The sequence below is a fragment of the Streptomyces sp. NPDC004721 genome (assembly GCF_053601495.1).
The window spans coordinates 1-26,925 of sequence record NZ_JBSGBZ010000082.1 but is presented as its reverse complement, the minus strand read 5'-3'; the positions used below and the strand labels follow the sequence as shown (position 1 = coordinate 26,925).

General features: G+C 69.6%; 26 protein-coding genes and 3 pseudogenes. 12 read left to right on the top strand and 17 right to left on the bottom strand.

Annotated features, from left to right (window positions below):
* From ACWEK3_RS38645 to ACWEK3_RS38635, 3 genes are all read left to right on the top strand, one after another.
* Nucleotides 1-270, top strand: a 270-nt coding sequence (locus ACWEK3_RS38645; protein ID WP_453251877.1) for an integrase core domain-containing protein, incomplete at its 5' end; no start/stop codon positions are given.
* Nucleotides 271-582: 312 nt separating this feature from the next.
* Entirely contained in the window at nt 583-1,329 is a 747-nt protein-coding gene (locus ACWEK3_RS38640; protein ID WP_450547067.1) for an HAD family hydrolase, read from the top strand.
* Between the two features lie 87 nt (nt 1,330-1,416).
* Entirely contained in the window at nt 1,417-2,391 is a 975-nt protein-coding gene (locus tag ACWEK3_RS38635) for a hypothetical protein (protein ID WP_450547068.1), read from the top strand.
* A 926-nt stretch (nt 2,392-3,317) separates the two neighbouring features.
* Here ACWEK3_RS38635 and ACWEK3_RS38630 read toward each other — a convergent pair.
* Nucleotides 3,318-3,941 carry a hypothetical protein gene (locus ACWEK3_RS38630; protein WP_453251876.1) on the bottom strand — a complete coding sequence of 208 codons (624 nt, stop codon included), beginning with the start codon at nt 3,939-3,941 and terminating at the stop codon, nt 3,318-3,320.
* A 601-nt stretch (nt 3,942-4,542) separates the two neighbouring features.
* On the opposite strand from ACWEK3_RS38630, the gene ACWEK3_RS38625 reads away from it, so the two are divergent.
* A complete protein-coding gene (locus ACWEK3_RS38625; RefSeq protein WP_453251875.1) occupies nt 4,543-5,040 on the top strand; it encodes a hypothetical protein in 498 nt (165 codons plus the stop codon).
* Nucleotides 5,041-5,899: 859 nt separating this feature from the next.
* Here ACWEK3_RS38625 and ACWEK3_RS38620 read toward each other — a convergent pair.
* Complete coding sequence (locus ACWEK3_RS38620) at nt 5,900-6,718, bottom strand: lysozyme (protein WP_453251874.1); 819 nt, start codon at nt 6,716-6,718, stop codon at nt 5,900-5,902.
* A 576-nt stretch (nt 6,719-7,294) separates the two neighbouring features.
* Between ACWEK3_RS38620 and ACWEK3_RS38615 the strand changes: the two genes are divergently transcribed.
* Nucleotides 7,295-8,044, top strand: coding sequence for an alpha/beta hydrolase (locus ACWEK3_RS38615; RefSeq protein ID WP_453251873.1), 750 nt, complete (start codon nt 7,295-7,297; stop codon nt 8,042-8,044).
* 69 nt (nt 8,045-8,113) lie between these two features.
* Here the strand turns inward: ACWEK3_RS38615 and ACWEK3_RS38610 are convergent.
* Nucleotides 8,114-8,767, bottom strand: a pseudogene (locus tag ACWEK3_RS38610) (NAD(P)-dependent alcohol dehydrogenase); the annotation flags it as partial.
* A gap of 56 nt (nt 8,768-8,823) precedes the next feature.
* Complete coding sequence (locus ACWEK3_RS38605) at nt 8,824-9,801, bottom strand: hypothetical protein (protein ID WP_450547073.1); 978 nt, start codon at nt 9,799-9,801, stop codon at nt 8,824-8,826.
* Nucleotides 9,802-9,930: 129 nt separating this feature from the next.
* On the opposite strand from ACWEK3_RS38605, the gene ACWEK3_RS38600 reads away from it, so the two are divergent.
* Together ACWEK3_RS38600 and ACWEK3_RS38595 are read left to right on the top strand one after the other, a co-directional pair.
* Nucleotides 9,931-10,935, top strand: coding sequence for an ArsR/SmtB family transcription factor (locus ACWEK3_RS38600; protein ID WP_453251881.1), 1,005 nt, complete (start codon nt 9,931-9,933; stop codon nt 10,933-10,935).
* 189 nt (nt 10,936-11,124) lie between these two features.
* A complete protein-coding gene (locus tag ACWEK3_RS38595; protein WP_453251872.1) occupies nt 11,125-11,841 on the top strand; it encodes a GNAT family N-acetyltransferase in 717 nt (238 codons plus the stop codon).
* A gap of 22 nt (nt 11,842-11,863) precedes the next feature.
* Here ACWEK3_RS38595 and ACWEK3_RS38590 read toward each other — a convergent pair whose 3' ends face one another.
* From ACWEK3_RS38590 to ACWEK3_RS38575, 4 genes are all read right to left on the bottom strand, one after another.
* Nucleotides 11,864-12,382 (bottom strand): transposase, encoded by a 519-nt coding sequence (locus tag ACWEK3_RS38590; RefSeq protein ID WP_453251871.1) that lies wholly within the window; start codon nt 12,380-12,382, stop codon nt 11,864-11,866.
* Nucleotides 12,383-12,917: 535 nt separating this feature from the next.
* Complete coding sequence (locus tag ACWEK3_RS38585; protein ID WP_453251870.1) at nt 12,918-13,622, bottom strand: hypothetical protein; 705 nt, start codon at nt 13,620-13,622, stop codon at nt 12,918-12,920.
* Nucleotides 13,619-14,170, bottom strand: a complete 552-nt coding sequence (locus tag ACWEK3_RS38580; protein WP_453251869.1) for a SigE family RNA polymerase sigma factor — start codon at nt 14,168-14,170, stop codon at nt 13,619-13,621. Before ACWEK3_RS38580 ends, ACWEK3_RS38585 begins: the two co-directional genes overlap by 4 nt.
* 106 nt (nt 14,171-14,276) lie before the next feature.
* Nucleotides 14,277-14,897 (bottom strand): hypothetical protein, encoded by a 621-nt coding sequence (locus ACWEK3_RS38575; protein WP_453251868.1) that lies wholly within the window; start codon nt 14,895-14,897, stop codon nt 14,277-14,279.
* A 484-nt stretch (nt 14,898-15,381) separates the two neighbouring features.
* Here ACWEK3_RS38575 and ACWEK3_RS38570 point away from each other — a divergent pair, with 484 nt between their 5' ends.
* From ACWEK3_RS38570 to ACWEK3_RS38560, 3 genes and pseudogenes are all read left to right on the top strand, one after another.
* Complete coding sequence (locus ACWEK3_RS38570) at nt 15,382-15,759, top strand: hypothetical protein (protein ID WP_453251867.1); 378 nt, start codon at nt 15,382-15,384, stop codon at nt 15,757-15,759.
* Entirely contained in the window at nt 15,756-17,198 is a 1,443-nt protein-coding gene (locus tag ACWEK3_RS38565) for a serine/threonine-protein kinase (protein ID WP_453251866.1), read from the top strand. The genes ACWEK3_RS38570 and ACWEK3_RS38565 overlap by 4 nt, the downstream gene beginning before the upstream one ends.
* 195 nt (nt 17,199-17,393) lie before the next feature.
* Nucleotides 17,394-17,765: pseudogene (locus ACWEK3_RS38560) on the top strand (transposase); the annotation flags it as partial.
* A gap of 175 nt (nt 17,766-17,940) precedes the next feature.
* On the opposite strand, the gene ACWEK3_RS38555 reads toward ACWEK3_RS38560, so the two are convergent.
* The gene (locus tag ACWEK3_RS38555) at nt 17,941-18,363 is read right to left on the bottom strand and encodes a peptidase inhibitor family I36 protein (RefSeq protein WP_453251865.1); all 423 of its coding nucleotides are present in this window, start codon (nt 18,361-18,363) and stop codon (nt 17,941-17,943) included.
* Between the two features lie 100 nt (nt 18,364-18,463).
* Nucleotides 18,464-19,381, bottom strand: a complete 918-nt coding sequence (locus tag ACWEK3_RS38550) for a hypothetical protein (RefSeq protein WP_453251864.1) — start codon at nt 19,379-19,381, stop codon at nt 18,464-18,466.
* A 456-nt stretch (nt 19,382-19,837) separates the two neighbouring features.
* Here ACWEK3_RS38550 and ACWEK3_RS38545 point away from each other — a divergent pair, with 456 nt between their 5' ends.
* Nucleotides 19,838-20,983, top strand: a complete 1,146-nt coding sequence (locus ACWEK3_RS38545) for a hypothetical protein (protein ID WP_453251880.1) — start codon at nt 19,838-19,840, stop codon at nt 20,981-20,983.
* A 139-nt stretch (nt 20,984-21,122) separates the two neighbouring features.
* Nucleotides 21,123-21,923, top strand: coding sequence for a serine/threonine protein kinase (locus ACWEK3_RS38540; protein WP_453251863.1), 801 nt, complete (start codon nt 21,123-21,125; stop codon nt 21,921-21,923).
* Between the two features lie 54 nt (nt 21,924-21,977).
* Here the strand turns inward: ACWEK3_RS38540 and ACWEK3_RS38535 are convergent, their stop codons facing one another.
* The 7 genes and pseudogenes from ACWEK3_RS38535 to ACWEK3_RS38505 form a co-directional block, all read right to left on the bottom strand.
* Nucleotides 21,978-22,769: a peptidoglycan DD-metalloendopeptidase family protein gene (locus ACWEK3_RS38535; RefSeq protein ID WP_453251862.1), complete on the bottom strand. Its 792-nt coding sequence runs from the start codon at nt 22,767-22,769 to the stop codon at nt 21,978-21,980.
* Nucleotides 22,770-23,533: 764 nt separating this feature from the next.
* Complete coding sequence (locus tag ACWEK3_RS38530; protein WP_453251879.1) at nt 23,534-24,349, bottom strand: IS5 family transposase; 816 nt, start codon at nt 24,347-24,349, stop codon at nt 23,534-23,536.
* A gap of 39 nt (nt 24,350-24,388) precedes the next feature.
* Nucleotides 24,389-24,715, bottom strand: coding sequence for a hypothetical protein (locus tag ACWEK3_RS38525; protein WP_450547075.1), 327 nt, complete (start codon nt 24,713-24,715; stop codon nt 24,389-24,391).
* 414 nt (nt 24,716-25,129) lie between these two features.
* On the bottom strand, nt 25,130-25,714 hold the full coding sequence (locus tag ACWEK3_RS38520; protein ID WP_450547076.1) for a hypothetical protein: 585 nt from the start codon (nt 25,712-25,714) through the stop codon (nt 25,130-25,132).
* Nucleotides 25,707-26,240: a SigE family RNA polymerase sigma factor gene (locus tag ACWEK3_RS38515; protein WP_453251861.1), complete on the bottom strand. Its 534-nt coding sequence runs from the start codon at nt 26,238-26,240 to the stop codon at nt 25,707-25,709. Before ACWEK3_RS38515 ends, ACWEK3_RS38520 begins: the two co-directional genes overlap by 8 nt.
* Before the next feature lie 53 nt (nt 26,241-26,293).
* A pseudogene (locus ACWEK3_RS38510) lies at nt 26,294-26,579 on the bottom strand (IS5/IS1182 family transposase); the annotation flags it as partial.
* 240 nt (nt 26,580-26,819) lie between these two features.
* Nucleotides 26,820-26,925: transposase (locus ACWEK3_RS38505; RefSeq protein ID WP_453251878.1), on the bottom strand; the 106-nt coding region annotated here is incomplete at its 5' end.

Here is a 26,925-nt window from a genome sequence, read left to right as displayed (position 1 = left end):
GATCTCTGCAATCAGCTCGGGGTCACCCGGTCGATGGGCGCCGTCGGCACCAGCGCGGACAACGCGGCCTGCGAAAGCTTCCACGCGTCCCTGAAGCGCGAGACCCTCCAGGACGCCCGCGACTACGGCGATGCGGCCTCCTGCCGACAGGCCGTCTTCGCCTGGCTGACCCGCTACAACACCCGTCGCCGGCACTCAGCCAACGGCCACCTCAGCCCCAACGAATACGAACACCGACACCACACGGCTAAGCTCACGCTGGCCGCATGACACACGAACGCGTGTCCACCATCACGGGGGAAGGCCCCCGCGCCGGTGAATTTCAGATTGTCCTCCCAGCCGTGCGCACGGCCGGGTCGTACCTCTTCCACGGACGTGTGCCTCTGCTCGGCCACATCGCGTGCCTGCCATGTGCTTCGCGCCAGATGTCTTCGGACCATCGAACTCGGTCGCCCTGGACGGCGACTGAACGCACACTTGTCCTCCACGTATCTGGCTGCGTCCGGATTGCGACATGGCCTGCAGTGCTGGCCGCACGGCCCGCCGTGGTCCACACTAGCCAGGGGTGACGGGAGGAGACCGATGGCCGGCACACTCGACGAACGTGTGGCTCTGCAGCGGCTGCTCCGCGGCGCACGTGCCGTGCTGCTCGACTTCGACGGACCGGTCACCGACCTCTTCCGCGACGAGTCGACCGCGCCCGTAGCCCACGAGATCAAGGACGTCGTACGCGGTATCTGGGGCCGGCTGGACACCGACGTCGAGGAGTGCGACGACTCCCACGGCATCCTCCGGCACCTCCGGGACATGTTCGACCGGCCGACCGTCACGCCCCGCGATCGCCGCGCGCTGACTGAGGCCGAGGCCGTCGTCACCCGGTACGAGTACGACGCCGTCAAGGCGGCCGTTCCGGCACCGGACGTCCTGCGCCTCGTCGACGCGCTGTGCGACCTCGGCCTGCGCCTGGTGATCGTCAGCAACAACTCCGACGGCCCAGTCTGGGAGTTCCTCAAGAACAACAGCTTGCAATCAAAGTTCGACACCGTGGTGGGGCGGGATCCGCACGAGCTGCGGCACATGAAGCCCGATCCGTATTCCGTCCGCCGCGCCCTGAGGCTCCTGGACCTGCCGGGCACTCAGACCCTGCTTATCGGCGACCAGCTCACCGACCTCCAGGCCGCCCAGACGGCGGGCACCCCCTTCCTCGGCCACACGCCATCGGCCGAGCGCGCCCGGGAGATGAGGGACCACGGCGCGGACTGGGTCGTGCAAGGGCACGCGCCGGTCGTCGACGCCGCCAGGTCCTTGGCGGCCGAAGAAGCCAACTGACCCCCCAGTTCTGCCGAGTTGGTGTGCAAAGGAGATCCACGGGGCATCATCACCCTCCCGCACACCACGGCGCGCACGGGGGTACGTGTGTCATCTCGCAGTGAGGGCAACAATGGCCCGAGCCGACTCGAACGCCTCCAGGACACGCTGGGCCGGTGGAAGCCTCGCGTGGTGCGCTGGCTGCTCGCCCTGGTCGCCCTGCTCGGAGTCGCCGCCGAGGTCATCGACCCGCTGGGGAACGCACTCAAGGGACAGCAATTGCTGGGAGGTTCGTTCGCCGCGCTGATCGCCCTGATCCTCTTCGATGCCATCAGCGGGTCCGAGCCGAAGGAGGTGTCGGGCGTCCATGTCTTCGCCGACCGGGATGAACTGCACACCGCGTTCCGGGAGGCGTTCCAGGCGCGGCTCGTGCGGGTCGACTTCTCCGGATTCACGATGCAAACGCTGCTGGACGCACTGCGGGTACCGCTGGAGAAGATGGCCGATCACGAAGTACGCACGGTCGAACTGAAGCTGTGTATCATCATCGCCCATCTGAACCTGCCGATGGGGCTGCCCGGAGGCCTTGTCCCCGCGCCCCGTAGCGGTCAGTCCGAAGCGGAGAGGTTCTACTTCCGAGACTCCCCGGAGAACCGGCAACGGATGCGGGACGACTTCACCAAGCACAACTGGATCACACTGAAGAACCTGCTGGAACGGGTGCACCAGCGGAATCCGGGAATCGTCATATCCTGCGAAATCCGGGAGTCGCCGCAGATACCCGAGCGGAAGCTGTACATCCTCAACCAGGAAACAGTTTTCTCCACGCCGTACGGCATCGAGCACAGGGACGTCACCTGGCACGAGAACACCTACCGGATCCTCGACACCGAGGGCTTCGGGCCGCTCTACGGCGAGGCCCGCTACATCGGCTGGGATCTGCACTCGCGGGCGCGCTCGACCAGACAGATCGCGGAACACCACATGGAGTGCCACCGCAACCTCTGGGAGAAGCTCGCCGACATCAAGCCGGAGCGTCCTGTGATCGCGGATCCGCTGTGGGCCACTGCCCCTCGTCGGTGAGCAGGCCCCAGACCGACTCGAACCACTTCGTCATGCTCTCCACGAAAACGGCTGGCAGGCTCTAGTCCCGCGAGTCGACGGCCTTCCACCGCTTCGTCGGTGAACTTCCGGCCGCAGTCCGCGCACACCGGCCGCCGCGCCTCCCGCGCTGCGGCTTCCCGCTCCTGACGGCGCCACTGTTCTTCCCGGGCGGCTTTGCGGCGGCGGGCGATGAGACGTACCGGCGGGGGTTGCCGATCGCGTCCAGCAGCGACTGGCGGTGGTCGCGGTGCGGGTACTGGGGCACGTCGATCTCAACGGACGGACCTGGGTCTACGCCGCCGGCGGCGGCCTCGAACGTGCGGCGGGTCTGCTCCACCGTGGCGACATCGGTCGTCTGCTCCTGGCCCCGGCTCGCCTTTCGGCCCGTACGGGACGGCCGCGGGCGGGCCCTCGGGGCGGCGGGCACGGCGACGGTGTGCGGCCGGGTCCGAGAGCCCAGGCGGTCCAAGCGGCGCACCGCGTGGACCCGGGCCGTCAGCGCGCCGGCGGCGAGGTGTGCCCGCTCCTATGGGGAGGCGGGACCGGTTGCGGGTCAGCGGGCGCAGCACGGCCTGGTCCTCGGTGTCGCGCGGGTACAGGGCGCGGAGGTCGGCGGTCATCATCCGTCGGCCGGCCGGGCGGGTGTAGTCGTCGACGGCGGTCCGCACGATCTGTTCGTCCAGGCCGGGCTGGTGCGGTCGGCCGCGCAGGGCGTAGGCGAGACGGCGGCGGATCGGCTGGCTCGAGGAACAAGGCGCTCGCTCGGCGAGCGCCAGTCAAGATTGACGCTTCGTTGCCTCGGCGATCTCGCTGTCGAAGGCGAAGGAGATATTGTCGTCGGCGAACGCCCGATCCTGCGTGACCTTCGACGCGCGCAGGCTGGAGCTCTGGCGGCACCGTCGACTTCAGGGCGGCGAAGTTCTTTGGCGGCACGGTCGAATTCGGGAGCGGTGCTCTCCGACGGCACCGTCAACTTCTTGAGGGCGAGCCCGTGCGGCGGCCTCCTGTCCGGCAACGCTGCCCACTGGATAGAAGGCGAGGCCCAGTTCGTCGAGCGCTGGGGGGAGGAGGTCTGGGAGGCCGTTATCCGCCTCGGCGCGCGTACAGGCAGCGAGGATTCGCAGTGCGGGGCTGTCGAGTCCGGCGACGAGCGCGTCACAGGCGACGCTGACGACGTCGCTGGCACGGATCTCTCCCATACTCCAGAGGGCGGCATTGTCCTGCAGAATGCTCGCTGCTGATTCGGCCGGAGTCATCTGTTCATGATCCGGGGACAGGACGTGCTGTTCGAGGAGTTTCCACTGGAGCTGCTGTTCGGCTGCTTGCTGCAGCAAGGCTCGCGCGGAATCCGCGTAGCGCATCGCGGTCTTCTCATCGAACCCGATGTCCCCGCGGATCGTGCCGTCCGCCAGCCCCGCTGAAGCCCGCGCGAGGACGAGGCCGGCCAGCACATCGGTCTCCAACTGCTCCAGTTCCTCCGCCGAAGCTGGCGACCAGTACTCGCGCAGGGCCCGTACGACAGCCAGCACCGAGCCCCCTCACCTTCACCCTGACCGTCGACCGGGCAGAAACAGTGAGAACGCCTCAGGAATCCCGAAGTTGTGTCAGGGCGCGAAGAGCCACCAGAGAGAGGACGAGCCCCCTGGCCACGAGGTTGGGGATTCAGCGGGGCTCAGGAGAACTCACGGGATGTCGCACAGTAGGCGCGGGCCGGGTTCCCATGGCTTCATATCTCCGGACAGCAGGTGGGGGGAGAGCGGATGGAGGTCTGTGCCGATGGCCGGAGTAACACGGGGCGGGACGAATGGCTCGCCCGGCAAGCGTGCTCTCCGCAAGCAGGCCGCCCGGGTGCGGGCTGCCCGTCGTGCCCGGGAACGTGCCGCCCGCAACCGCCGCAAGGGAGCGCTGTCCCCCAGCGCGGTACGCCGTCGGGCCCGGTGGCGCCGGATATGGGGGGTGGGTGTGCCGCTGCTGGGTGCTGTGCTGGTGCTGTTCGGGTCGGCGGGTCTGGCCGTGGTCGCCGAGAGCCTGGACACCGTAAGGGCGTTCCGGGCTGCGAGGCCGTGCCCGGACGGGACAGGCCCCGGTCCCCGTTTCGGGGAGGACTGTCTGCGCGTACTCCCGGCGACCGTGAAGGGAACGGTGATCGTGGAGGCGGGAAAATACTACAAGGAGTACACGCTGAAGCTCAGTGGCTCCCGCCAGGTCCCGGCTGAACTCGACATGGGAGATGCGGACCCGCTACTCAGGCATCTGAATCGCGGCGACCAGGTGACCGTGAGCGTCTGGCGGGGCTACGCACCCTCGGTCAGCAAGGACGGGGTGACGCAGGCTTCCGCCGACACTCCGGAGAGCGAGCCGAATATTTCCATGGCGCTGTCGCTTGCTCTGTTCACAGTGGGCCTCTACGGCCTCTACGCGGGCGCCGTCGCCCTGCGCCATGCCCGACGGGAGCTCCCCAGGTCGCTCACGGTGCGGGGCAAGGAGGCCCTGACCGCCGCGATCGCCGCCTTTCCGGCCCTCGCCATCGGCGACATGATCGGAGGCCCTGTCGCGGTGACGCTGGTGTGGGTAGCGATGCTGCCCGTGATCTGGTGGATCGGGCGCCTGGCATGGGAGCAGAACTGAGTGTGCGACATCCCGTCAGTTCCCCTGAGCTTCAACGACGAACTCCGCGCCCGGCTCCGCCCGCTCCATAGGACCACATCAACTTCCTCGGCCGCTACGCCTTCACCCGGCCTGCGGCAGCTACGCGCCGGCGGGGGCGCAGCCGTCTCCCCACGGCCCGCGGTGGCCCCATGACGGTGCGATGCCTCCAAGCGGTCGGAGCCCAGTCCAGGGTCGGCGCCGAGGCGTACTGTCAGCGACGTTGCCGCATCGGGCCCACAAGTGCGCTGGGAGCTGGTCAGGTGGCTGTATCACTGTCTGAGGGTTCTGGCTCAACTTCTGTGACGCGGCCACGCTGAGTGATCCGTCGTCGCCTTCGAATATTCGAGAGCGGCGGAGTGCAGGTGGCTCGTATGATCGCGAGCGGGATCGGGCTCGTAGCGCAGTGGTTGTCGCGCCTTCACCGCATGTGGGAGGACGCCGGTTCGAATCCGGCCGGCCCCATCCCACCTCTTGCCTGGCAGCGGCCGGTTGCTTCCGAATGCCACACCGGGGTCCAAGCAGAGCTGGCCACTCAATACTGACCGCATCGCGCTGCTTGCTTTGCCCGGCGATGTCCACGAGAACTCGTTCTGCCGCGAGTCCGCGACGCGGTCGCCCTTCTGTCACGCCAACAGGACCCGTTTGCGGAGGGTAAGTCCCCTCCCTTACGCCTCACGGCCATCTTCACCACCCGCGGCGGCACCCAGTGGTTCTGGTCGCCGCCGGCGGTCCGCAGCAAGATTTTTGTCGCGGCCCTCGCTCAGGGCGTCAGGCGGGTCGGACACGAAACGGGAGTACCAGGGGCGCGGAAGGTCTTACCGGGGCCGGCAAGGACGAATCAGCCGTTGGCGAGCGCCTTCACCCGGTCCAGCGCCCCGTTGAACCTGTCGTGGTCGCCGACGGTCGGGCCGGACGAGGTGTACTGCCACAGCGTGTAGTAACCCCAGCCGGCCGGCAACGTGCCGACGGTCGAGGCGTACCGGGCGATCCACAGGGGATTCTTGCTGGCGAAGCCGCCGTAGTTGCCGGTGCACTGGGTCCACCAGCTGGTGGCCGTGTAGATCACGGCGTCCCGGCCCGTGCGGGCCTTGTAGGTCTTGAGGAAGTCGGAGATCCAGCTGACCATCCCGCTCGCCGACTTGCCGTAGCAGGTGGCGCCGTAGGGGTTCCACTCGATGTCGAGGACGCCCGGCAGGGTCTTGCCGTTGCGGGACCAGCCGCCGCCGTGGTCGACGAAGTAATTGGCCTGCTTGGCGCCGCTGCTGGTGTCCGGGGTCGCGAAGTGGTACGCGCCGCGGATCATGCCGACGTTGTACGAGCCGTTGTACTGCTGCTTGAAGTAGGAGTTCGTGTAGTACGTCCCCTCGGTGGCCTTCGTGTACGCCCACTTCACGCCGCTGTTCCACAGCGTCGACCAGGCGACGTTGCCCTCGTAGGAGCTGACGTCGACGCCTTCGGTCTGGGTGGCCTTCCTGGTGGCGGGCGTGCCGCTGCGGCCGTCGTGCGCCAGGACGCCCATGCCCATGTAGGCGGAGCCACGGGCGGGGGTGGTGTCGGCCGAGGAGGGTGCGGTGCAGAGGACCGAGAACGCTGCGAGCAGGGCTCCCGTGACGGTCAGCCGCCCTACGCGGGCCGTTCTGGATCTGTGCACGGGCATGACGTGCCTCCGAAAATTGGGGGGTGCTCGGTGGGGGGAAATGCGCGCATGCCCCACGGTCGCACGGAGGGAGAGCGGATCAAGGTCGACCCGCCGTAGCGTGATGACGTGACCATGCCACCCATCCGGGCAGTGGAAGGAGACGATGCCGTGCGGCCACCGGCTGGGCCGCCGCCGCAGGCGGCCCCCGCGCGCAGTACGCCGCCGAACTCAGCCGCCGCTCGAAGAGCGGAGACCAGGGTCTGACTGTGCACGCGACTTCAGATGCCGTTTCGACGTGACTGTGGATGTCATGCTGGCCGAGCTCGGGCTGCGACCGCTCTGGTCTTTTCCTCGACTGCTGCGGGCTCTTGCCGTCGGAGAGTCGCAGGTCCAGGTGGAGCGCCCGCAGCGAAGCGAGGACGTACGACCTGGGCGGGCGGCGAGCGACGGCCACCATCGGTCCGCGAGGAAGGGCCGCAGTGACATCCGAAGTGACCTCGAAACGGCATCCGTACGCACTGACACAGCCAAGGGTCGGATGCTGGCGGTAACACTCTCGAAAGACGGAGGCCACGGCGTGAGTGAATAAGGGACATGCTCTTCGACTTCACGCACGACCACGACGGTGAACGGCTCAGCGGTGTGTACGGCGGTGATCTGTCCGGGGCCACCGCTGTGGTGCTGCATGGCGCAGGCACCAGCAGCACGGAGCGGCTGCTTCCGCTGGTGCGGGAGTTCGTGGCCCACGGTTGTCGCGGGATCGCTTTCAACTTCTCCGGGCACGGCGAAAGCACAGGGAAGCTCAGTGAGTTGAGCCTGCGGCGACGGTTCGAGCAGGCTGTCGCGGTGATCGATGCGTACGCGGGGGCGGACGGGCCGCTGGTCCTTGTGGGGTTCAGCATGAGCGGGCAGACGGTGGCCGATCTCGTCCGGCACTACGGGGATCGAGTGGCGGCGCTGGGGCTGTGCGCGCCCGCCGTGTACACCGCCGAGGCGTGGGACGTGCCCTTCGAGGACGGGAACGGGCGGTTCAGCGGGATCATCCGGCGGCCGGACAGCTGGCGTGAGACGCCCGCGCTTGAGGCGCTGCGGGCGTACGAGGGCCGGGCGGTGCTCGCCGTGCCGGGCACGGACGCGGTGATCCCGTCGGCGGTGACCGAGGCCGTACAGGACGCGCTGGCCGCGCGCGCCCAGTACACGCGGTTCGACCTTCCGGACGCGCAGCACCAGCTGGGGATGTGGTTCCGCGATCACGGAGATCACCGGCGGGAGTTCGTGGAGGCGGTGCTGACCGGCCTCGACGACTCCTGGCTGGCCTTCGGAGTTGCGCGGACGTGGACTTGAGACGTCTAGATCCAAGTGTGAGGAGCGCCCGTCCCGCACCGAGGCGGACGGGCGCTCGTGATGGGTTGTTCAGGCGAGGGTCCTGGTGTCGATGACGAAGCGGTAGCGGACGTCGGAGGCCAGCACCCGCTCGTACGCCTCATTGACCTTGTCCGCGGAGATGACCTCGACCTCGGCCCCGATGTTGTGCTCGGCGCAGAAGTCGAGCATCTCCTGGGTCAGGGCGATGCCGCCGATCATCGACCCGGCGAAGGAGCGGCGGGCGCCGATGAGCGACATGACGTGCAGGCTGAGCGGTTCGGCCGGCGCGCCGACGTTGACGAGCGTGCCGTCGACAGCGAGGAGGCCGAGATAGGCGTTCAGGTCGATGCCGGTGCTGACGGTGTTGACGATGAGGTCGAATCGGCCGGCGAGCTGCTTGAAGGTGTCGGGGTCCGACGTGGCGTGGTAGTGGTCGGCGCCGAGGCGGAACCCGTCCTCCTGCTTCTTCAGCGACTGCGACAGCACGGTGACTTCGGCGCCGAGGGCGTGGGCGATCTTGACGGCCATGTGTCCCAGTCCGCCGAGTCCGACGACGGCGACCTTCTTGCCGGGGCCGGCGCCCCAGCGGCGCAGCGGGGCGTAGGTGGTGATGCCCGCACAGAGCAGCGGGGCGGCGGCTGCGTCGAGGCTCTCGGGGACCGAGAGGAGGTAGTCGGCGTCGACGACGACGTGGGTGGAGTAGCAGCGGGCGAGCCGGTTGAAGGCGTTCTGCCTCGCGGTGCCGGACCGCCCGGCTGCTAATCGGCCGTGCCGGACCGGCCGTCGTCATCAGAGCAGACGGGGTCGTCGATCGCCGTGACGGTGTACGGGGGCGTGCCCGGACGGTCGTCGAGCTGGCTGTTGACCACATACAGCCGGCAGTCATGCCGGGCAAGGGTGGTGGGCAGATCGAACTGCTCGCCGGTGAGCCGGTGCGTCACCACTCCGCTGCGTAGATCCTCACTCAGCTCGGCGATGTACACCCCGTTGGGCGCACCGTAGTTGAGCACCGCGTACAGGGTGCGGCGGTGCAGCACCATCCCGTCCGCCCCGAAGGATGCGTCACCGAGCTGCACTTGCTCGACCGCGCGGGTAGCCGTGTCCACCCGCCAGACCGCCTCGGTGCCGTTGGACGCCACCAGCAGTGTCTTGCCCGCCTTGTCGGCCACGATGCCGTTGAGCAGCCAGTACTGCGCCGGGAACTGGGGGAAGGCGGAACGGATGTCGAGCCAGGGCACGAGCGGTCCGACTCGGTCGCCCCGCAGGTCCGCGCGGAGAACCACGGGGTTGGCCCAGTCGGTGACGTACACGGCGTTCTTGGTGATGACGAGGTCGTTCAGGTCCGGGGCGCCGAGCGGGCCGTCCGGTGCTGTCCGGGTTGCCAGGAGTCGGCCGCGAGGGTCGTGCACGGTGAGGCTCGTGCCGCCCACGGAGAAGACGTTGCCCCGGTTGTCGGTGTGCACGCCCCGTGTGCTCTGGCGGGCCTCGACGCCCTGAGCCGCGAACGGTTGAAGGTCCGAGTTGCCGACACGCCCGCGGAAGAGTCGACCGGTGCCGTCGGAAGAGACGTAGATGGTGCCGTTGCGCTGCACGGTGATCCCCTCCGGCAGGATGCCGGGGTCCCGGGACACGACGTAGGTTGTGGGTAGTCCGTGGGCATCGGCGTGAGCGGTCTGCCCGGCCACGGCGAGCAAGACGGATGCTCCCAGGCAGAGCAGGCGTGTGGTGGCAGGCATGGCACAACCTCCGCAGGGCTTTTGAAGAACGGTCATGACGAAGCCAAGCCTGGCCCGGCCGGGCACCGGTCCGCGCTGCCTTTCAAGCCTGGCCGAAAGGCGGGGCCGTATCGATAATCGGTCGACGTGATGCGCATCCACTTCTCTGCCGCCGACCTGTGCAAGATCACACTCGCGCCGGTGCCCAACGCCGTCTTCGAGACGGCGCTCAGCGTGCGCCGCCTGCACGGCAGCCCGACCGCGGGGAACGGGTCACGCCCCGGCCTGGCGCGCTGGCATCGGGAGATGAGCGGAAGCCTGGCAGCCCGTGCCGGGCTGCTCATGGGCCTGGTCCTCGGGGAGGGGTTCTTGCCGGACTTCCTGCTCCACCCCTCGGGTTCGTCCTTCGCCGACGGGTTGGAACTGACCCGGCAGACACCGGCCTCGCAACTCGCCGCCGAACTGGCTGAACTGCACAGGGCCGAACCGCCTTTCGGCCGGCCTGGCGGCCCTCGGGGCGGCTCCCCCGAAAACGCCCGACTGCTCCGCGAACTCGCCGAGGGCACTCCCGGCGCCCGGGACAGGCTCGTCGGTGATCTGCACCGCTACTACGGCTCGTCCGTGGCGCCTCTGTGGCCCGAGATCCGGGCCAATGCCACCGCCGACCGCGCCCTGCGCGCCGAGATGCTGCTGCGCGGCGGAGTAGACGCTCTGCTGACCACGCTCAGCCCGTGCTGGCTGTGGCAGCCACCCACCCTGCACCTGCCCTCACGTTCGAGCTTCGACGTCGAGTTGTGCGGTCGGGGCCTGATGCTCATCCCCTCCTACTTCGCCACCGCACCGGTCCTGATGTACCGGCCGCACGACTCGACCGTGCTGACCTACCCGATGCATACCGCCGACGGCCGCCCGGACGCCAGCGGTGACGTCCTCGCCCCGTTGCTGGGCCGCACCCGCGCCGCCGTCCTTGCCTCCCTGCGCACCCCGGCCACCACCACGATGCTCGCCGAGCGCACCGGAATCTCCCTCGCCGGCGCCAGTCAGCACGCGACCGTACTGCGCAACGCCGGACTCATCTCCACCGACAGGACCGGTACCGCGGTCCTGCACTCCCTGCGCCCTCTCGGCAAGGCGCTGCTCGACGGCGTCTCTTGACCCGTCCGCCGGCCCCGGTCCCAGCCATGGCGCCGGCCCGAGCCGACAGGCACTGACCGCGACCGCCGGGAAACAGCGAACACGGCCGGACCGGCCGACGCTGTGAACCGCCGAGGCAAGGATGCCGGCTGACTTCCCACCAGTCAGTACGTGTTTCTCATGCCTGAACCGGCTGGCAGGATCGAGACCATGCCGACGGATCCGCTGCTGGCCAGAGCCCGGGGGCTATGGGAAGACCTGGCCCGGGTGCCAGTGTCGTTCGCGCCGACGGGTGGTGTGAAGGTAGTTGTGTCCCCGGAATCATGGATGTGCCCAGTTGGCTGGGTTGGGGTGGTGGCTCTCGGTGGATCGGCGATCGTGGCCGTGCCGAGCGAAAGTGCCGCCGTGATCGTGCGGGACGCACTGGCGGGGCTGCCGGTAGAGGCTGCGGTGGACGCTGCTGCGGTCCATGAAGTGCTGCCCGTGGCCAGGGTGCTCGGTCCTGCGGTGTTGTCGTACGTGTCTCCAGAAGACTTCCGCCCGGTAGCCGCTTCATCGACGGTGGAACAACTGCCTGGCCACCATCCTGCACTGCGCAGTCTGGAGAAGATTGCGGGTCACGAGGACACTGCAGAGGCCTCTCTGGACGAGATCACGTCGCCCGCGTTCGTGGTCCGCGAGCACGGCAAGGTAGTGGCTGCTGCTGGATATGAGGCCTGGCCCCGGAGGACCGCTCACATCAGCGTGCTGACGGCGCCGGCCGTGCGAGGACGCGGACTCGCACGGGCGACGGGTTCGGCGGCGGTCACACACGCTCTCGCTGCCGGGCTGCTGCCGCAGTGGCGCGCGCGTCCTCGGGCCTCACGGCGGGTTGCTGCCGCATTGGGCTTCGAGGAACTGGGGGCTCAACTCTCCATCGAAATATAGGAGAAGCTGGTGACAGCCTGCCTCAGCCGGCCAGCTTCTTCGTCCATCCTGTGCGGGCGCCGTTGCGGGGCAGGCGTCGCGTCATGAGCGTGATCGCCGCCCAGGTGATGAGGGTTTCAGAATGTTGGACGAGCCGTTCGTAGTCCTCGCGTGTCGGCGGGCGTGCATCATCCAGGCGAGCGGCCTTTCGACAACCCAGCGGCGGCGGCAGCACGATGAAGCGGGAGGTGTCCTTGGGACGGCTGACCGGCTTTACCGTGAGGTTGAGGTGTCGTTTGGCCCAGGTCACGAGCTTTCCGGCATAGGCGGAGTCGGCCCAGACGATCGTGATCTCGGGGTGCATCAAGCGGAGGCGGAAGAGCACTTCCTTGGCTGCCTGGCTGTCGTGAAGGTCTGCGGGGGTGACCATGACCAGCAGCGGCAAGCCGCGAGTGTCGACGACCAGGTGCCGCTTGCGGCCGTTGATTTTCTTGCCCGCGTCGTAGCCGCGAGTGGCCTTCGAGACGGACTCGGCAGCCTTCACCGCCTGGGAGTCGATCACGGTGGCGACCGCTCCGGGACCTTTGCCCATCTCTCGGCGGATCCGGCTGGCGAGGTGGTCGCTGTTTTGTCCGATCCCCCCGGCAGCGGCCCACCTCCGCGGCAGACTACGTCGACGTGAAGTAACCCTCGGGAGGGTCATCTACCCTCCAGCAAGCGCGGAAGGCCCAGGCCGGAGACCCTTCGGTCTGGGCCTTCTTGAGCCCTGGCTGTTTCCCGGCCGACGGGCCGGTCAGCCGCTGCATCCCTTCGCGCTCTCCAAGTTGATCGACGATCTCGGTGTCCCCCCAAGCCTGCCGGCCGCACCGCAGTAACCGAACGCAGGCCTGGGACATCCGCCTCCGTCGCCACCCCTGTCTGCCACCGCACCGCGTCCTCACATCTCGCTTCGCACCTGAGTTCGGTGGAGCCCGGAACCAGCATGCCTCCGGCGACCACACATGGTCATTAACAGGGTGGATTCCCTGGTGAATTGGCGACAGTTGAATACGCGAGCCCACCAGTATCAACCCCCGACCTCGTCGCAGCTCACGGTCTCAGCGTGGTGTTTCAGTGCGCAGCCGGGCCTGGACGTGTCCGTCCGGCGCAAGCGCCGTGACGGTGATCGTGGCGTCCTGGGGCACGCCGTCGAGGAACGCGTGGTAGGTGCCCCAGCCCGGTTCGCCCCGCAGGGCGAGCAGCTGGGCCTCGTGCGGCGTGCCGTCATCGGCCTGCACCACCACCCGGGCGGGTGCGGTGCGGGTGCGGAAGGCTCCCGTGCACACCACGCCCTGCGCCACCGTGGTCGTGCTGGCGCTGATGCCGCCGGTCTTCAGGCTGTCGCCGCCCGCGTGGGCCCGGGCGAGCTCGATGGACCGGGTCAGGTCGCCCCGGCCGACGACGTAGTTCTGCCGTCCTTCCGGCAGCAGCGCCATACGCAGGCCGTGCCCGATCGGGACCTGTTCATAGGGCCGCACCGTCTGCGCACCCCGCTGCGGTGGGGAGCCGGTCGGTTGCGGCCCGGGCATGGCGGTGGCGGGTGGCGCCGGTGCGGGACCGTCCTCTGCGCCTCCCCCGGCGAGCGCCCCGAGGGTCGTGGCCGCCAGCAGCGCGGCGGCCCCGGCGCCGCCCGCCAGGGTGCGGCGGCGACGGCTCAGGACCCGGCCCCGGCGCACCACTTCGTCGACGGGGGCCGGGCTCACCGGGAAGGCGTCGGCCGCGCGGTGGAGCGCCTGGGCGAGCCGCATGTCGTCCTCGTTCAATTCCGGACCTCCTCCCGCGCAGTCTCGCTCGGCTCCGGAGGGACGAGGCCGCGGTCGCATCCGGTCACGGCCGGCTCGGCGCGGAGCTTGCGCAGGGCACGAGCGGCGTGGCTGCGCACCGTGCCCACCCGGGTTCCCAGGATCGCGGCGACCTCGCTCTCACTGCGGTCCTCCAGGTAGCGCAGGACGACGACCGCCCGCTGTCGCTGTGGCAGTCGGGCCAGGGCCGCCATGAGCGCGGAGCGCTCGGTGATCGAGTCGGTCCCTTCCGGGGCGGCCGCCTCGGGGAAGCGGTTGGTCAGCCACTCGCGGGCCCGTGGCACGCGTAGCCGGTCCCGGTTGGTGTTGATCATGATGCGCCAGACGTAGGCGTCGGGGTCGTCGCTGCGCCTCACCCGCTCCCATCGGGCATACGCCTTCGTCAGGGCTGTCTGCACCAGGTCCTCCGCGTCGTGGTGGTGTCCGGTGAGGAGGTGAGCGGTCCTGAGCATCCTGGGCCAGCGGCTGACCACGAACGCCTTGAACTCCACTTCCGCGTCGGTCTTCACTCGGGTCCTCTGTTCGCCGCGTCCCGTCCCCGTCCGCCGTGTTGCCCCGGTGCGGGGGTGCACCGGGGCAACACGGAAGGCTCCGGCTAGGGGGCTGCGGTTGCGGTCAGCGTCCGGCCGGGGACGACTCGTACGCCAGGGTCGCCAGTACCGCGCCATCAGGGCCGTATGCGGTGATCGTGACAGCTCCCCGCGGGGTCCCGGCGCCGGTGGCGTCGAGGTAGTAGGTCCCCCAGCCCGGTCTGCCGGGCAGGCTCAGCACGCCCGCGTCCCGTTCGGTGCCGTCAGCCGTGCGAACGGCGATCCGGGCGGGCGGGGTGCTCGTGCGCCACGCACCGGTGTACAGCACGTCGGCCCCGTCGACGGCGATGCCGCCGCTGAGGCTCTCGGGCCGGATGTCATCGCCCACCATCCCCCGGGCCTGCTCGACCGCCTCACGAACGTCCGTCCAGGCCACGACATGGTTCTGCCGTCCCTCAGGCAGCAGGGCCATAACGGCGCCCTGCCCGATACTCACTGGCTGGTACGGCCGCACGATCCGCGGCCCCGGGGCCGTCGCCGCATGGCCCGGGGCCTTCGCCGGTGCCACCGCGTCCACCGTCGCCGGCACCCGGGTGGCATGCCCGGCCGTCCGCTCCACGGCCACAGCCGCCCCGGCGCCGCCCGCCAGCACCACGGCCGCGGCGCCCATCGTGGCGAGCCGCTTCCATCCGCGCCTGGTCTCCATCCGATTCCTCCTGCGAGCCTCAGTGATGCATCTGTCGAACTCCTGCACCACTCAGACGGTCACAGGGCCTCACATCTATGTCCTGCCGCGCAATTTCCCGTGAGGAATCGATCACGGCCGCCGCCGCACGGGATCCTCGCCGCCTGCACCGGCACCTGCACGGCCGGGTGCGTCTGGGAGATGCCACTCAAAGCGGGGGGCAGGCGGGGCTGCGCCGGGCGGCCGGGTGCCGGTCGTTCACGGGTTGTCCAGTTCGGGTGCGCGACATCCCGCGGGTTCGTCCTGGCTTTCATCTCCCGTTGCCGCAGGTCAGCCCGGCAGACGGGAGCGATGGATCCACATAGATCATGATGGACCTACGCGATTTCTGAAGAAACATCATGCCCCCTGCACAGACGCACAGACCGAGGGCGACGAGGTCCCTGCTCAGGCCCCACGCCGACGAGCTGCAGCAGGTTGCCCCGCTGTTCGTGGCTGGAGCTGGGTGACCGGCCAGACCGTGACCGCCGAGGGCATCACCAACAACAAATGGGTCCGCCTCCCGCTGAACGCGGTCGGAGTCGGTTACGTCAGCGGGATCTACCTCAGGGGCGACGAGGCGTCACCAAGCAGTGCTCCTGAAGTGTGCACGACGATTGAACGCGGCGATATGTGGAAGGATCCGTCCGCCGATGTGAACGTCCTGTGCACCTGCGGCGGCCGTTCCTGGCGCGTGTGGCCGAGTATGTGCCAGGAACAGGAACGAACGGAGAATGGGTTGGAGACGATGCTGGCCCACTTGCCCTCTTCGCCCCCGCGGGTCGCCCCCACGGCGGGAGTCCCGTCCACCGCCCAGGCCGTCGCGGCGAAGGTCCGCGCATGACCGCCGGGCTGCGCAACACCGGAGCGGGCTACGACTGGGCGGTCGCAGTACCGATGGGCTACCGGGTGGGGCCCTGGGAAGTGGTCTCCCCCTTGGCATCGGGCAACTGGGGCAGCGTCTACGCCGCACGACGGGCCTCCGACACCGAGCCCGGTGGCGGGACGGCCGGGTCGCCACCGGCCGAGGTGGCCCTGAAGTTCGTGGCCACGAACGCACTGGGACCGGGCCGCTCCCGCCAGTTGCAGGAACTGGCCCGACGCGAGGCCGAATTCAGTCGCAACGCTGACCACAGCCGGCTCATCCAGGTCTTGGAGACCTTAGCGGTGACCGACGAGGAGCGGCCCGAACTGGACGGCGCCGTGGTCCTCGTCATGGAACGCGCCGCAGGCAGTCTGCAGGACCGGCTCGACGCGGCGACGGATGCCGAGCCGCTCACGGACGCCACCCGGGTGATCACCCAGATCTGCGAAGGCCTCGCCCACCTCCACACGGAGGGCTGGGTGCACGGCGATCTCAAGCCCGCCAACGTGCTGATCATGCCCGACGGTTCTGTCCGACTCGCCGATTTCGGCCTGGTCTCACGGGTGCACGGCACCCACGGCTACGCGCCCCCCTTCGGATCGCCGGACTATCTGCCGCCGGAGCGCTGGCAGGAAGGGCTCGGCGAGCGTGGGGTCCCGGTACGCTCCACAGCCGACATCTGGGCGCTGGGCGTCACCGTGCACCAGATCCTCACCGGGGGAGCCCTCCCCTTCCCCGGGTCCACCGCCGGGGCACGCACGGCCGCGGCCCAGGAGTACGCCAGCGGAAGAGCCCCCCTGCGCCTGCACCCCGCCCTCGACGCGGCCGGGCAGGACTTCGTCACCCGTTGCCTTGCTCGCGACCACGCGGACCGTTCCTCAGCCACCGCCGACCAACTGCTGCTCCTGGCCCGCAAGTTGTCCGACGCAGTCACCCGGCATCGACGGACTCGGCCCTGGCGGCGTACCGTCTTCGCGGGGGTGGCCACCGCCATCCTGGCTGCCGGAACCGCCGGAGGCTGGTGGTGGTTCTTCGGAGCGGGCGGAGGCAACCCCGCGAACGCCGACACCACGGCGCGGATCACCATCTACAACATCGAGGCGCCGTGCCGGAAGCAGACCGAGCGGCTGCGCGCCTGCAGCCTGGGCCTGGCCCTGGACCCGCACAAGAAGTACCAGGCAGGCAATGTCTCCGAGCGGCGGATATGGCACGGGGATGTATTGCAGGCCGAGTGCGTGGTGTACGACGGGGACTGGGTGGCCGACGAGACTGGCGTAGGCACCGCGCGCTGGTACCGGGTGCGGGTCACCGAGGAGCCGTCCGGATACGCCTGGTTCCCGGCCGTCCGCACCAGACACGAGCCCACCTCACTGCCCACGTGTGAAAAGCACGCCGAGGCGGGGGGCGAAAGCCGCTGAGCGGCCCGTGCCGGGTGCGGGTCCGGTCACTTCCCGGCCAGAGCGTGGTCGGGGCCCGGGGGGCGGTCCGTTCGGCCGGGGCGGGCATGGAAAGATACAGCAGCATCGGGGCCTCCAGGACACCGGTGAGCTGGATGGCAAGGGCACGCTGCTGGACGGCCTGGCCGCCCACGCGGCCTGCTCGAATGAGCCTGCCTCCTGCTCACCCGCCCCGAGAACCTGCACGACAAGGACACCGCGCTACTGCGGGAACTCGCCGAGGCCTGCCACGAGCTAAGCGAACTCGCGCGCCTCACCGGCGAGTTCGCTCAGCTACTGACCCCAGCGGAGGGCAACGACGCCAAGCTCAGCGGCTGGATCACCACGGTCCGCGCCGCCGACCTGCCCCGCCTGCACTCCTTCGCGAACGGCCTCGAACTCGACCGCGCCGCCGTCGACGCCGGACTCACTCTCCCGTACCACAACGGACGCACTGAGGGCGTCAACACGCGAACCAAGCGGATCACGAGGCAGATGCACGGCCGCGCCGGCCTCCCCCTGCTCCGCCACCGCTTCCTCCTCCAGTGATCACTACACAGCGCTACCACCGATTACGGGACAGAGCCGAAAGTGAGACAGGGCCGTTGATTGGACACTCCCCTCGGAGACGGCCGCAGGCCGCGCGCCGCACGACACGGTGCCGCCGCTCGCGCCGGTGGTGGGCCGGCGCGAGCGGCGGTGACGGATCAGCGGAGAGGACGGGTCAGCAGCTGCCGGAGATCCACAGGTTGGAGTGGCCCTTGTCGTTCGCCACCGAGTCCCAGGTGTTGCCCCAGCCCTTGTCCAGGCAGAAGGAGTTGCCGGTGTAACCGTTGCCCGTGAAGACCATCACGGAGCTGCCCGAGGTGCCGATGCCGTTGTTGTACCAGGACGAGTCCTTGCCGACGATGAACCCCTGGCTCGTGTCCGACCAGACCTTGTTGTCGTACTTGAATTTGGCGATGGCGATGCCGCCAGTGCCGTAGTTGATGTCCTTGTAGGCGCACAGGTACTCAGCTGGGCAGTTGCCGGGGTTCACCTTCTTGTAGGTGGGGTTCGTGCCTCCGGCCTGGGCGCTGGTCGCGGCGACCGGGATCATGGCGGCGGCCAGAGCCAGCCCCAGCAGGGCGCGCTTGGTGGTGCGCATGGCGTGTTCTCCTTCTGGTGGATTCCCTCCGGCAGGCGCCGGGGGCCCACGCCCGGGTCGACAGGGGCCGGGCGTGCGGGTTCGGTGGGGAGGTGCGGCCTCAGCCGGAGCCGACGACGGAGCGGGCCCGGCCGAGCGCGGTCGTGACCGCCTGGGTGTAGTGGCGGGTCTGGCGTGCGAACTCGTGACGCGCGGTGTCCCGCACATGCTCCCGTTGCAGGCGGGCGCCGATCCTGGCCAGTCCGGCCTCGCGATTGCACTCGGCGTCGGCGACGGCGACGGTCACCTCGTGCTTCCACGCCTTCTCGGCGGTGCGCGAGCGGTTCTCCTTCGCCACGGCGCCGATGGCCTCGGAAGTGCTCGGGTAGGCCAGTCCTCGTGACTTCATGCAGGTCTGCCAGTCGGCCAGCGCCTTGGTGTACCGCGGTTCCGCCACCACGTCGTCGTAGGTGACGTACTCCAGGTTCACCACGGCCACCTTGGCCTCGGTCCACTTGCGCAGATCGCCGTAGAGGTGTCGTCGGGCATCGGCCTGGCAGCCGTCGGCGCTGGTGAAGATCTCTCCGCGGCCGGGCACCGGGACGACGATCGCGGCGCGGTCGGTGCCGTTCAGGGCACGGTCGAACTCAGCCTGCCGCTGCTGTGGGAGGGAGGCGAGGTAGCGCGCCTGCGGACCGCGCTCGGCCGCGGCCTTCTCGCCCTGGCCGCCGGCCCCGGCCGCCTCGGCCAGACCGTAACCGTGCCGGCGTGCCCAGGCGACGTCGTCCAGGCCGAAGCGGCGTTCGGGTGCCTCGCTGCGCGGCCCGTCCGGGTCGAGCCCGTACTGGAAGCCCTGGTCCCGCATGCAGCTGGTGATCAGCTGTTGCTCGGCCTCGCCGAGGAGCTCGCGCTCCGCATCGGTCAGCCCGGTGCGCAGCCGGCCGCCGGCGTCCTCGGTCGGCCAGCCGGCGGCGGAGCAGGCCGTAACGAGCAGCAGGCCCGTCACGGCGAGCGTCCGGAGCAGAGCCTTTCCGCTCATCGGAACTCCTCCTCGTGTCGTCGGTGGCGGTCCTCGGACCGGTACGGAACGGTCGCGCCGACCGAACGTGGAAGGCGCGGCCGGACGCTGCGGAACGTATCCGGAGCGTGGTCGGGCGCGTCATCCGGAAGATTGCGGGGTGACGCCTGCGAGAGCCGTGAGGTAGGGCCGGGGCGGCCTGGTAGCGGACGACTCCCGGCGATCAGCGTGCCGGTCCGGACACCCCGTCAACTTCCGGGTGCCGCATGCACGGTGAGCGCCGTAGCGTGCTCCCGCCGCCCGCGACCCGTAGGCGGACCACGGCTCCGGAGTAGAGGCGCCCCCGCACACCTGGGGGCCACCGCCACCAGGGCGCCGCGGTGGCCCGAACGAAAAGGGGAACGTGCTGTGAACAGTCCGACCATCCGCCGCGGCGGATCCGCCGCCGACCGGCCGGCGAACCGGCGCAGGAGCCGCCTGCGGGGACTCGGTGCCGTCGCCGCCGTGCTCGCCCTGGCGGCGACGGTGCTGGCCGGGACGCCGCGGGCCGCCGCGGCACCAGCCCATGCCACCCGGGCCGAGGTGCCGGCGGGCGTGACCGCCGGCGTGGCCGTCTTCGACCGTACGACCGGGACCTTCACCGAACGGCTCAACGAGAACATGCGGTTCCGCTCGGCCTCGGTGGTGAAACTGCTCATCGCCCTCGACTACCTGCGCACCCACGACCCCCGCACCCTGCCCTCCGCCGACCGCACCCGGCTCGACTCGATGCTGCGCAACAGCGACGACGGCGCGGCCGGCTACTACTGGGACCTGGGCGGGCGGACGGCGGTCATCGACCGGACGGTGGCGCAGCTCGGCCTGACCGATACCGCCAACCCACCGGCCGGGTACGAGAGTTACTGGGGATACGTGTCCCTGTCAGCCGCCGACACGGTGCGGATCTACCGGTACGTCCTGGATACCGCCTCCGCGCCGGTGCGCGACTATGTGATGGGCAACCTGCGGCAGTCGACGCGCTGCGGCACTGACGGGTTCGACCAGCACTTCGGCATCGCCGGCTCCTTCGAGCGGCCGTGGGCGGTCAAGCAGGGCTGGTCCGGCTTCGGAAGCTCCGGCGGCTGCACCCCCAAACCCTCGACGACCGTCCCTGTCGCCGCGGCGCAGCGGTCGGCGCCGCTTGCCGCGGCCGGGGTGGACCTGACACGGGAGGCCCTGCACACCACCGGCACCGTGGGGACCGGCGATCGCACCATCGTGGCCGTGTTCACCCTGCACCCCGACGGCACCTCGTACGGCGCCGCGTACACGGCCGTCAACCGCCTCACCCGGTCCCTGGACGTGCCGGGTGCCGTCCGCCCGTCGGGAACCTGGTTCGGCACCTGGGGCTCGGGGGTGAATGTGCGCCTGCGTCCGGCCACCGTCGACTCCGCTCGGCTGACGACGCTGCCGGCCGGCGTGGAGGTCCTGGTGAGCTGCCAGAAGCTGGGCGAGGCGGTCAGCGTTCCGCCTTACAGCAACGCGTGGTGGGCCTATCTTCCGCAGTACGGCGGCTACATGACCAACATCTACATCAGCTCGCCGGAGAACCGGCTTCCCGGCGTGCCCGACTGCGCCTCGTAACGGGCGGCCCGGGCGGGACCGGCCGGGCCCGCCCACCGGTGTCATCCAGCCGACGCGCGCGAGCGGGCCCGCACGGAGTACCCCTGGATCTACAATCCCTGGCGGCCGAGGTCCGGCCGAGAACAGGGGGTACCTGTCAATGAGCGGCATACTGATCCATTTACCGTCGGCCCACCTCACGAAGCCGACGACAACCCTGCGCCTGGGACCGGGGGAGGCGGCTCGCTTCGGCCGTGGCAGCACGGCGCATCCGGTCGAACTGCTGCTGCCGGATCCGGCCGTCTCCCGGCTCGCCGGGGAGATCCGGGCGACGGAGGACCACTGGCAGCTCACCAACTACTCCACCACCCAGAGTTACCTGGTCGAGAACCCTGAAGGCGCCGGGGAGTACCTGCGGATCTCGCCGCGCCGGTCGGGGGCGCCGATTCCGTTCGAGTTCGCCCGGGTCGTGCTGCCCACCCGGGGCTCCACGGTGAGCTTCCAAGTGTTCGCGCCCGACCATGTCTACCTCGACACGGACAACCCCGCCGGCGCCTGGGGCACCCGCACGCTCAACGCCTACTCCCTGGATAAGACCGCCACATACTTCCTCGTCCTGGTGGCACTCTGTGAACCTCGGCTGCGCGAAGCGTCGGCCGTCTCCGTTCCGACCACCCCGCAGGTCGTGGAACGCATCCGCACCCACCCGGCGCTGACGCAGTTGACCGCGCGGGCTGTGAGCGCCCACATCGACTACCTGGCGGAGCAGAAACTGCGGGTGCGCACACCGCGGCACTGCGCCGACCCAGGCAGCGGTGCGCGGCGCACCGGCAAGCGCGAGGCCGTGGTCGGCGTCGCGCTGCGCTTCGGTCTGGTCCGCGAGGAGCACCTGGCGCTGTTGCCGCCCCGCAACCCGGGCCTTCAGTTCCCGGAACCGGCACAGTCCGGGGGGCACCGGTGAACTGGCCGTGGCGGCCCGGCCCCAGGGTGGGCCTGGCCGCCACGGCCGTACTTTTCAGGAGCACTGCTTGGTGACGCCGCCGGTCTCGTCGCCCCTGAGGTAGATCCCGCTGACGTAACCGACCCCGCCCGCGTTCAGCGGGAGGCGGACCCATTTGTTGTTGGTGATGCCCTCTGCGGTCACGGTCTGGCCGGTCACCCAGCACTGGGCCGGGTAGGACTGGCCCGCGTACACCTTGCTCACGACAGCGCACGTAGTGGACGCGCAGGAACGGACGTTGGCTTCGGCCCACGCCGTCACCGTCGTGGAACCACCCCCGCCCCCACCGGGCGTGCACGGCAGCCCGACGCCACGGTCGCGCAGGTACGGGACCGGGTCGATGCCGCGGATCGTCGTGGAAGTGCCGACCCGCACCCTCAGATGCAGATGGACGCCGGTGGAGTCGCCCTCGGAGCCCATCAGAGCGATGCGTTGACCGGCCGACACCTGTTGGCCGACGGAGACGTACCGCTGGTACATGTGACCGTACTCGGTCACGGTGCCGTCGGCGTGCAGGATGCGGATCCACTGACCGTAGCCTTGTGCGGGGCCGGAGTTGATGACCTCGCCTGCGCCGACCGCGTAGATCGGGGTACCCAGCGAGTTCGCGATGTCGACACCGTCGTGGGTGCTGCTGTAGCCCTGGGTGACCACGCCGGCGGTCGGGCAGGAGCCCGCGTAGGCGGTGGCAGCGGTGGAGCCGTTCGTCGTCGCGTGGCCGGGGCCGGCCGCAGCGAGGGGCAGCAAGAGGGCTGCTACGGCCAGCAGACCGGCCCGCAGGTTCATGCCACGCAGACCAAGACGCACGTGGGTTCCTCCCATGAGACAACGGCTTCCGACAAGCCGTAGGGCGTGGTGGACCCGGCCCCCGCCCGCCATGAGGCGACCGGCCGGACCATGGACGCTAGACGCGTGAGCGGTCCTCGGGCATCCGGAAGTTTACGGAGAGACGGTGCGCGGGGAGGGCAGTAGTCCTGGCTCCCTTCCACATCCACGGGGTTCGGGGAGTGTCCGAGCAGGGTGACCGCTACGGCGTTCAGTTTCCTGAACGCTTCGGCCTCACTGGTCAGTGGCGGCCTTGGCGGAATGGTTTGTATGCGTTGGTCACGGCCGCAACAGCCCGAGGAGGTCGATCCTCCGCGTCAGGTTCTTGCGGTACAGCAACGTCCCCCCAGCATGCCGACACTCGCGATGAGGACGGTCGTCGCCGGATGCGACAGTGCGACATCCCGCGAGTTCGCCGTGCCCCTCGGTTCCTCGGCATGAGGCCTGAGCAGGGACCTCGTCGCCCTCGGCCTGTGCGTCTGTGCAGGGGGCATGATGTTTCTCCAGAAATCGCGTAGGTCCATCATGATCTATGTGGATCCATCGCTCCCGTCTGCCGGGCTGACCTGCGGCAACGGGAGATGAAAGTCAGAACGAACCCGCGGGATGTCGCGCAACAGCCGGGCCCACCCGGGGATCGGGCCCGGCTTCGGCGTCAGTGGCGAGTCTCCCACCACAGGATGAGCAGGGTCACGGCTCCGCTGCCGAGCTTGTACGCGGCGCCCTGCAGGAACTCAGACCGTGTCCTACATGGTCAGTTTGAGAAGCCGTTTGTAGCAGCAGAGGGCGGATGCGAGTCCGAGAAAGGCCAGGTAGTTGCCTGGTTTTCGCTCGTAGCGGTGGTTGAGTCTGCGGTAGCCGGTCAGCCACGACATGGTGCGTTCGATGACCCATCTGCGTCGGCCGAGCCGTTCGCTGGAGTCGATGCCCGTACGGGCGATACGGACCCCAGTGCGTTTGTCCCAGAGCCATCGCCGCAGGTGGGGGAAGTCGTACGTCTTGTCGGCGTGAAGGCGGCGGGACTTGGATTCGGTCGCGTGGGATTCGTGTCCTTTGTGGAAATGGGACAGCATCGGCTTCAGTGCCTGGCTGTCGTGGGTGTTGGCCGCGGAGAGTCCGACGCGTAGGGGCAGTCCCCTCGCGTCGGACAGGACGTGCATCTTGGAACCGGGGCTTGCCCCGGTCCACGAGGCTCGAGCCTGCAAGTTCGCCCCTTTTTCAGCCCTCACGTGCGCGGAGTTCAGGACCGCATGGGAGAGGTCGACCAGATCGCGCTCGTCCAGGAGCTGGAGGGCCTTCTGGTGCAGCCGTCCCCGGAACCTGGGGCGGGCCCAGATGACGAAGCGGCGGTGCACGGTCGACTGCGATGCTCCGAAGCACGGCGGCAAGGCCCGCCAGCCACACCCACTGACCAGCACGTAGATGATCGCGGCGAAGACCGCCTCATCATCGATATTCGCGACCCCGCCACCTTGCGGCCGCACGTGAGCCGGCGGCAGCAACGGCATCGCTGTCTCCGACAATCCGTCCGGAACGATCCATCCCCACCGGCCACTCCCCATGGCCAGCGCAACTGTCAACTAGCCATGTGGGACACGGTCTCAGGAGGTGTACAGCGACTGCAACCTGGTCACCCGGCCCTTCCCGTCGAAGCTGAGGTCGTACCCCAGCCCCGAGCGGGAGGAGCTCGGCTCGGCCATCAGCCGGTTGACGAACTCGGCCTGGGAGTAGGGGTAGGCGGCGGAGTTGTCGCCCAGCGGGACCGATAGCAGCACCCGGGCGTCTGTGGCCATGAGCACCGTGGTGTAGGGCCCCTCACCGGGGATGATCAACCACGCCTCGTGCGGGCCCGTGGCGGCCACCTTCCGGGCCGTCCGCACTGACAGGTAGGTCCGTCCGCCGCTGATCCAGCCCTCGCGTATCTGCATGAACTGCTTGGTACCGGCCCAGCGCGTCGTGCCGGCCGGGGCGGTGCCCTCGCCGGGCGCGGCGGGCGCGGTCGTCGCAGTAGCCGGGTGCGTCGCAGTGGGCGGGGTCGTCGCAGTAGCCGGGACCGTCGCAGTGGGCGGGGTCGGCACGCCGGCCTGTCCGGACGCCGACGCTGAAGCCGTCACCGGTGTTGCCGGGGCAGGGGCGTCCGCCTGCCCTTCGCCTCCCTTGCCGGTGCATGCGGTCAGGGCAAGAGCGGTCAAGGCGAGAGCGGTCAGAGGAAGGGCGCCGGTTCGGCGGCGAGAAGTGAGCACGGCAAGGTCCCATCGGATCAGATGCAGTCGGGATACATGAGCTCTACGCCCTGGCCCGCCTCTGGGTTGCACCTCGATGTCGTGAATGCGGCGGCGGCCTCAGTCGGTCTCCCGCAAGGACTCCACCCGGCCCTCGCTGTCGTAGTCGATCGCGAACATCCACCGCGGCCCGGCAGCCAGCCGGCTCACCAACTGGTCCAGCTGCATATCCGCAGGGGACCCGCCGGAGAGCCGCCGTGCTTCCACCAGCGTCCACCGCGGCAGCGTCAGCGTGTGCACCACACCCGTGGGCACCGCGCTCCCCCGGACGGTACGGAGCTGCTCGACGGTGACCCGCACCATGTCGCCCTGCGCCACCGCGCCGTACACGTAGCCCAGTTCACTGGCATACTCCTCGCCCGGTGCAGGCGACGGCGGCACGAAGCCTGAAACGGTCGGCGCTGGCACGATCGCGGCCGGCTCCGGCACCCGGGCGGCTCGGAACAGCGACAGACCGCCCACCACCAGAGCGGCGGCCAGCAGCGCGCCGCCGAACGCCACAGCCGCCCGTCGGCGGCGCATGCGCTGCTCACCACGGGCCCGCACCTGGTGCGCGGCAAGCGGCATCACCTGCTGCCGGCCCGACTCGGCGAGCCCGGCCAGGTTCCGCTCCAGACACCGCTCCAGTTCTGTCCTGTCAGCCATGCCTCACCTCCGGCAGCCGGGTCGTCCGCAGATCGAGCTCCGTATCGGCCAGCAGGCGTGCCAGCGCCGCCCGTCCGCGGCTCAGGTGCGCCTTGACCGTGCCGACGGGGCAACCGGTCTCGGCAGCCACCTGCTCCACCGGCAGATCACACAGATGATGCAGCACCACGGCCCGCCGCTGCGCCTCGGGGATCCGCCGCAGTGCCTGGACCAGCAGCACGTGGTGCGGTTCCGGCGGCGGTACGGCGGCGGGCGGACCCTGCCGCCGGGCGAAGGCCAGCGCGGTGCGCGCCCGCCGCCACCGGCTGACCGCCAGCCGCCAGGCCACCGTGCGCACCCACGCTTCGGGGGCACCGTTCAGGTCCAACTCGGCCCAGCGTTCCCAGGCCCGGGCGAAGGCCTCCTGCACCACGTCCTGAGACTCAGCCAGGTCACCTGTCATCGCGTACAACTGGCCGACGAGCCGGCCGACGCTCGCGGTGTAGAAGGCGTCAAAATCACGCTCGTCCGCACCGCGGGCCGGCAAATTCTGTGGTGGTGGTCGCATACCCCTTCTCACGCTGAACGGTGGCTGCGCGGCTCCAGTGGAGCTCCCCCGTGCGCGATGCGGCCGTGGAGGCCGCGTTCGTTGAGCAGGGTGCGGGTCTTGTCGGAGTCGTAGTCGGCGTCCAGGTGGACGGTGATGTCGTCGGGCAGCGGACCCAGGTCGTTCAGGCGGTCCAGGGTCGGGGCGAGCAGTGGGGAGTCGTGGCGGTTGGCGCCGGCCAGGACGTGACCCAGGGAGTGCCGTATCCGTCCGTCATGCCCGAGCGTTCAGGCCCTGTTTGCCGCGGTCGACCGGGGAACGCACGGCCACCTCGCCGCCTCCGGCGCAAAAAGGGCGAGCGGGACTCGGACCGGGAGATCGTGGAGCTGTTCCTGGCGGCGCGCAACGCCCGCGACCGGTTCATCGTGCTTCCGCGTGATCACCGCGGTTGACGCCGTCCTGGACCGCTACCGGGTCTATTCGCAGTGCACCGGGCTTCAGCCCGGTGGTGAAGCGAATCTTTGGCCCGCTCTGGCCTCAGCTGTGTGTGCGGATCTGCAGTGTTCACCTCGGCGCGGGTCAGAGCGGCCGGTTCTGCTGCTCGATGTACTGCTTCACGATGCTGAGCGGCGCACCGCCGACCGACCCGGCGAAGTACGACCCGGACCACAGGCGCTGTGCCCGC

What these genes read in the sequence shown, in the direction of transcription:
- ACWEK3_RS38520 (WP_450547076.1), bottom strand. Translation starts at nt 25,714, where the DNA reads ATGGCTGACAGGACAGAACTGGAGCGGTGTCTGGAGCGGAACCTGGCC.
- ACWEK3_RS38540 (WP_453251863.1), top strand. Translation starts at nt 21,123, where the DNA reads ATGAGCGGCATACTGATCCATTTACCGTCGGCCCACCTCACGAAGCCG.
- ACWEK3_RS38550 (WP_453251864.1), bottom strand. Translation starts at nt 19,381, where the DNA reads ATGAGCGGAAAGGCTCTGCTCCGGACGCTCGCCGTGACGGGCCTGCTG.
- ACWEK3_RS38525 (WP_450547075.1), bottom strand. Translation starts at nt 24,715, where the DNA reads ATGCAGATACGCGAGGGCTGGATCAGCGGCGGACGGACCTACCTGTCA.
- ACWEK3_RS38595 (WP_453251872.1), top strand. Translation starts at nt 11,125, where the DNA reads ATGCCGACGGATCCGCTGCTGGCCAGAGCCCGGGGGCTATGGGAAGAC.
- ACWEK3_RS38600 (WP_453251881.1), top strand. Translation starts at nt 9,931, where the DNA reads ATGCGCATCCACTTCTCTGCCGCCGACCTGTGCAAGATCACACTCGCG.
- ACWEK3_RS38640 (WP_450547067.1), top strand. Translation starts at nt 583, where the DNA reads ATGGCCGGCACACTCGACGAACGTGTGGCTCTGCAGCGGCTGCTCCGC.
- ACWEK3_RS38575 (WP_453251868.1), bottom strand. Translation starts at nt 14,897, where the DNA reads ATGGAGACCAGGCGCGGATGGAAGCGGCTCGCCACGATGGGCGCCGCG.
- ACWEK3_RS38565 (WP_453251866.1), top strand. Translation starts at nt 15,756, where the DNA reads ATGACCGCCGGGCTGCGCAACACCGGAGCGGGCTACGACTGGGCGGTC.
- ACWEK3_RS38530 (WP_453251879.1), bottom strand. Translation starts at nt 24,349, where the DNA reads ATGGGGAGTGGCCGGTGGGGATGGATCGTTCCGGACGGATTGTCGGAG.
- ACWEK3_RS38615 (WP_453251873.1), top strand. Translation starts at nt 7,295, where the DNA reads ATGCTCTTCGACTTCACGCACGACCACGACGGTGAACGGCTCAGCGGT.
- ACWEK3_RS38555 (WP_453251865.1), bottom strand. Translation starts at nt 18,363, where the DNA reads ATGCGCACCACCAAGCGCGCCCTGCTGGGGCTGGCTCTGGCCGCCGCC.
- ACWEK3_RS38620 (WP_453251874.1), bottom strand. Translation starts at nt 6,718, where the DNA reads ATGCCCGTGCACAGATCCAGAACGGCCCGCGTAGGGCGGCTGACCGTC.
- ACWEK3_RS38605 (WP_450547073.1), bottom strand. Translation starts at nt 9,801, where the DNA reads ATGCCTGCCACCACACGCCTGCTCTGCCTGGGAGCATCCGTCTTGCTC.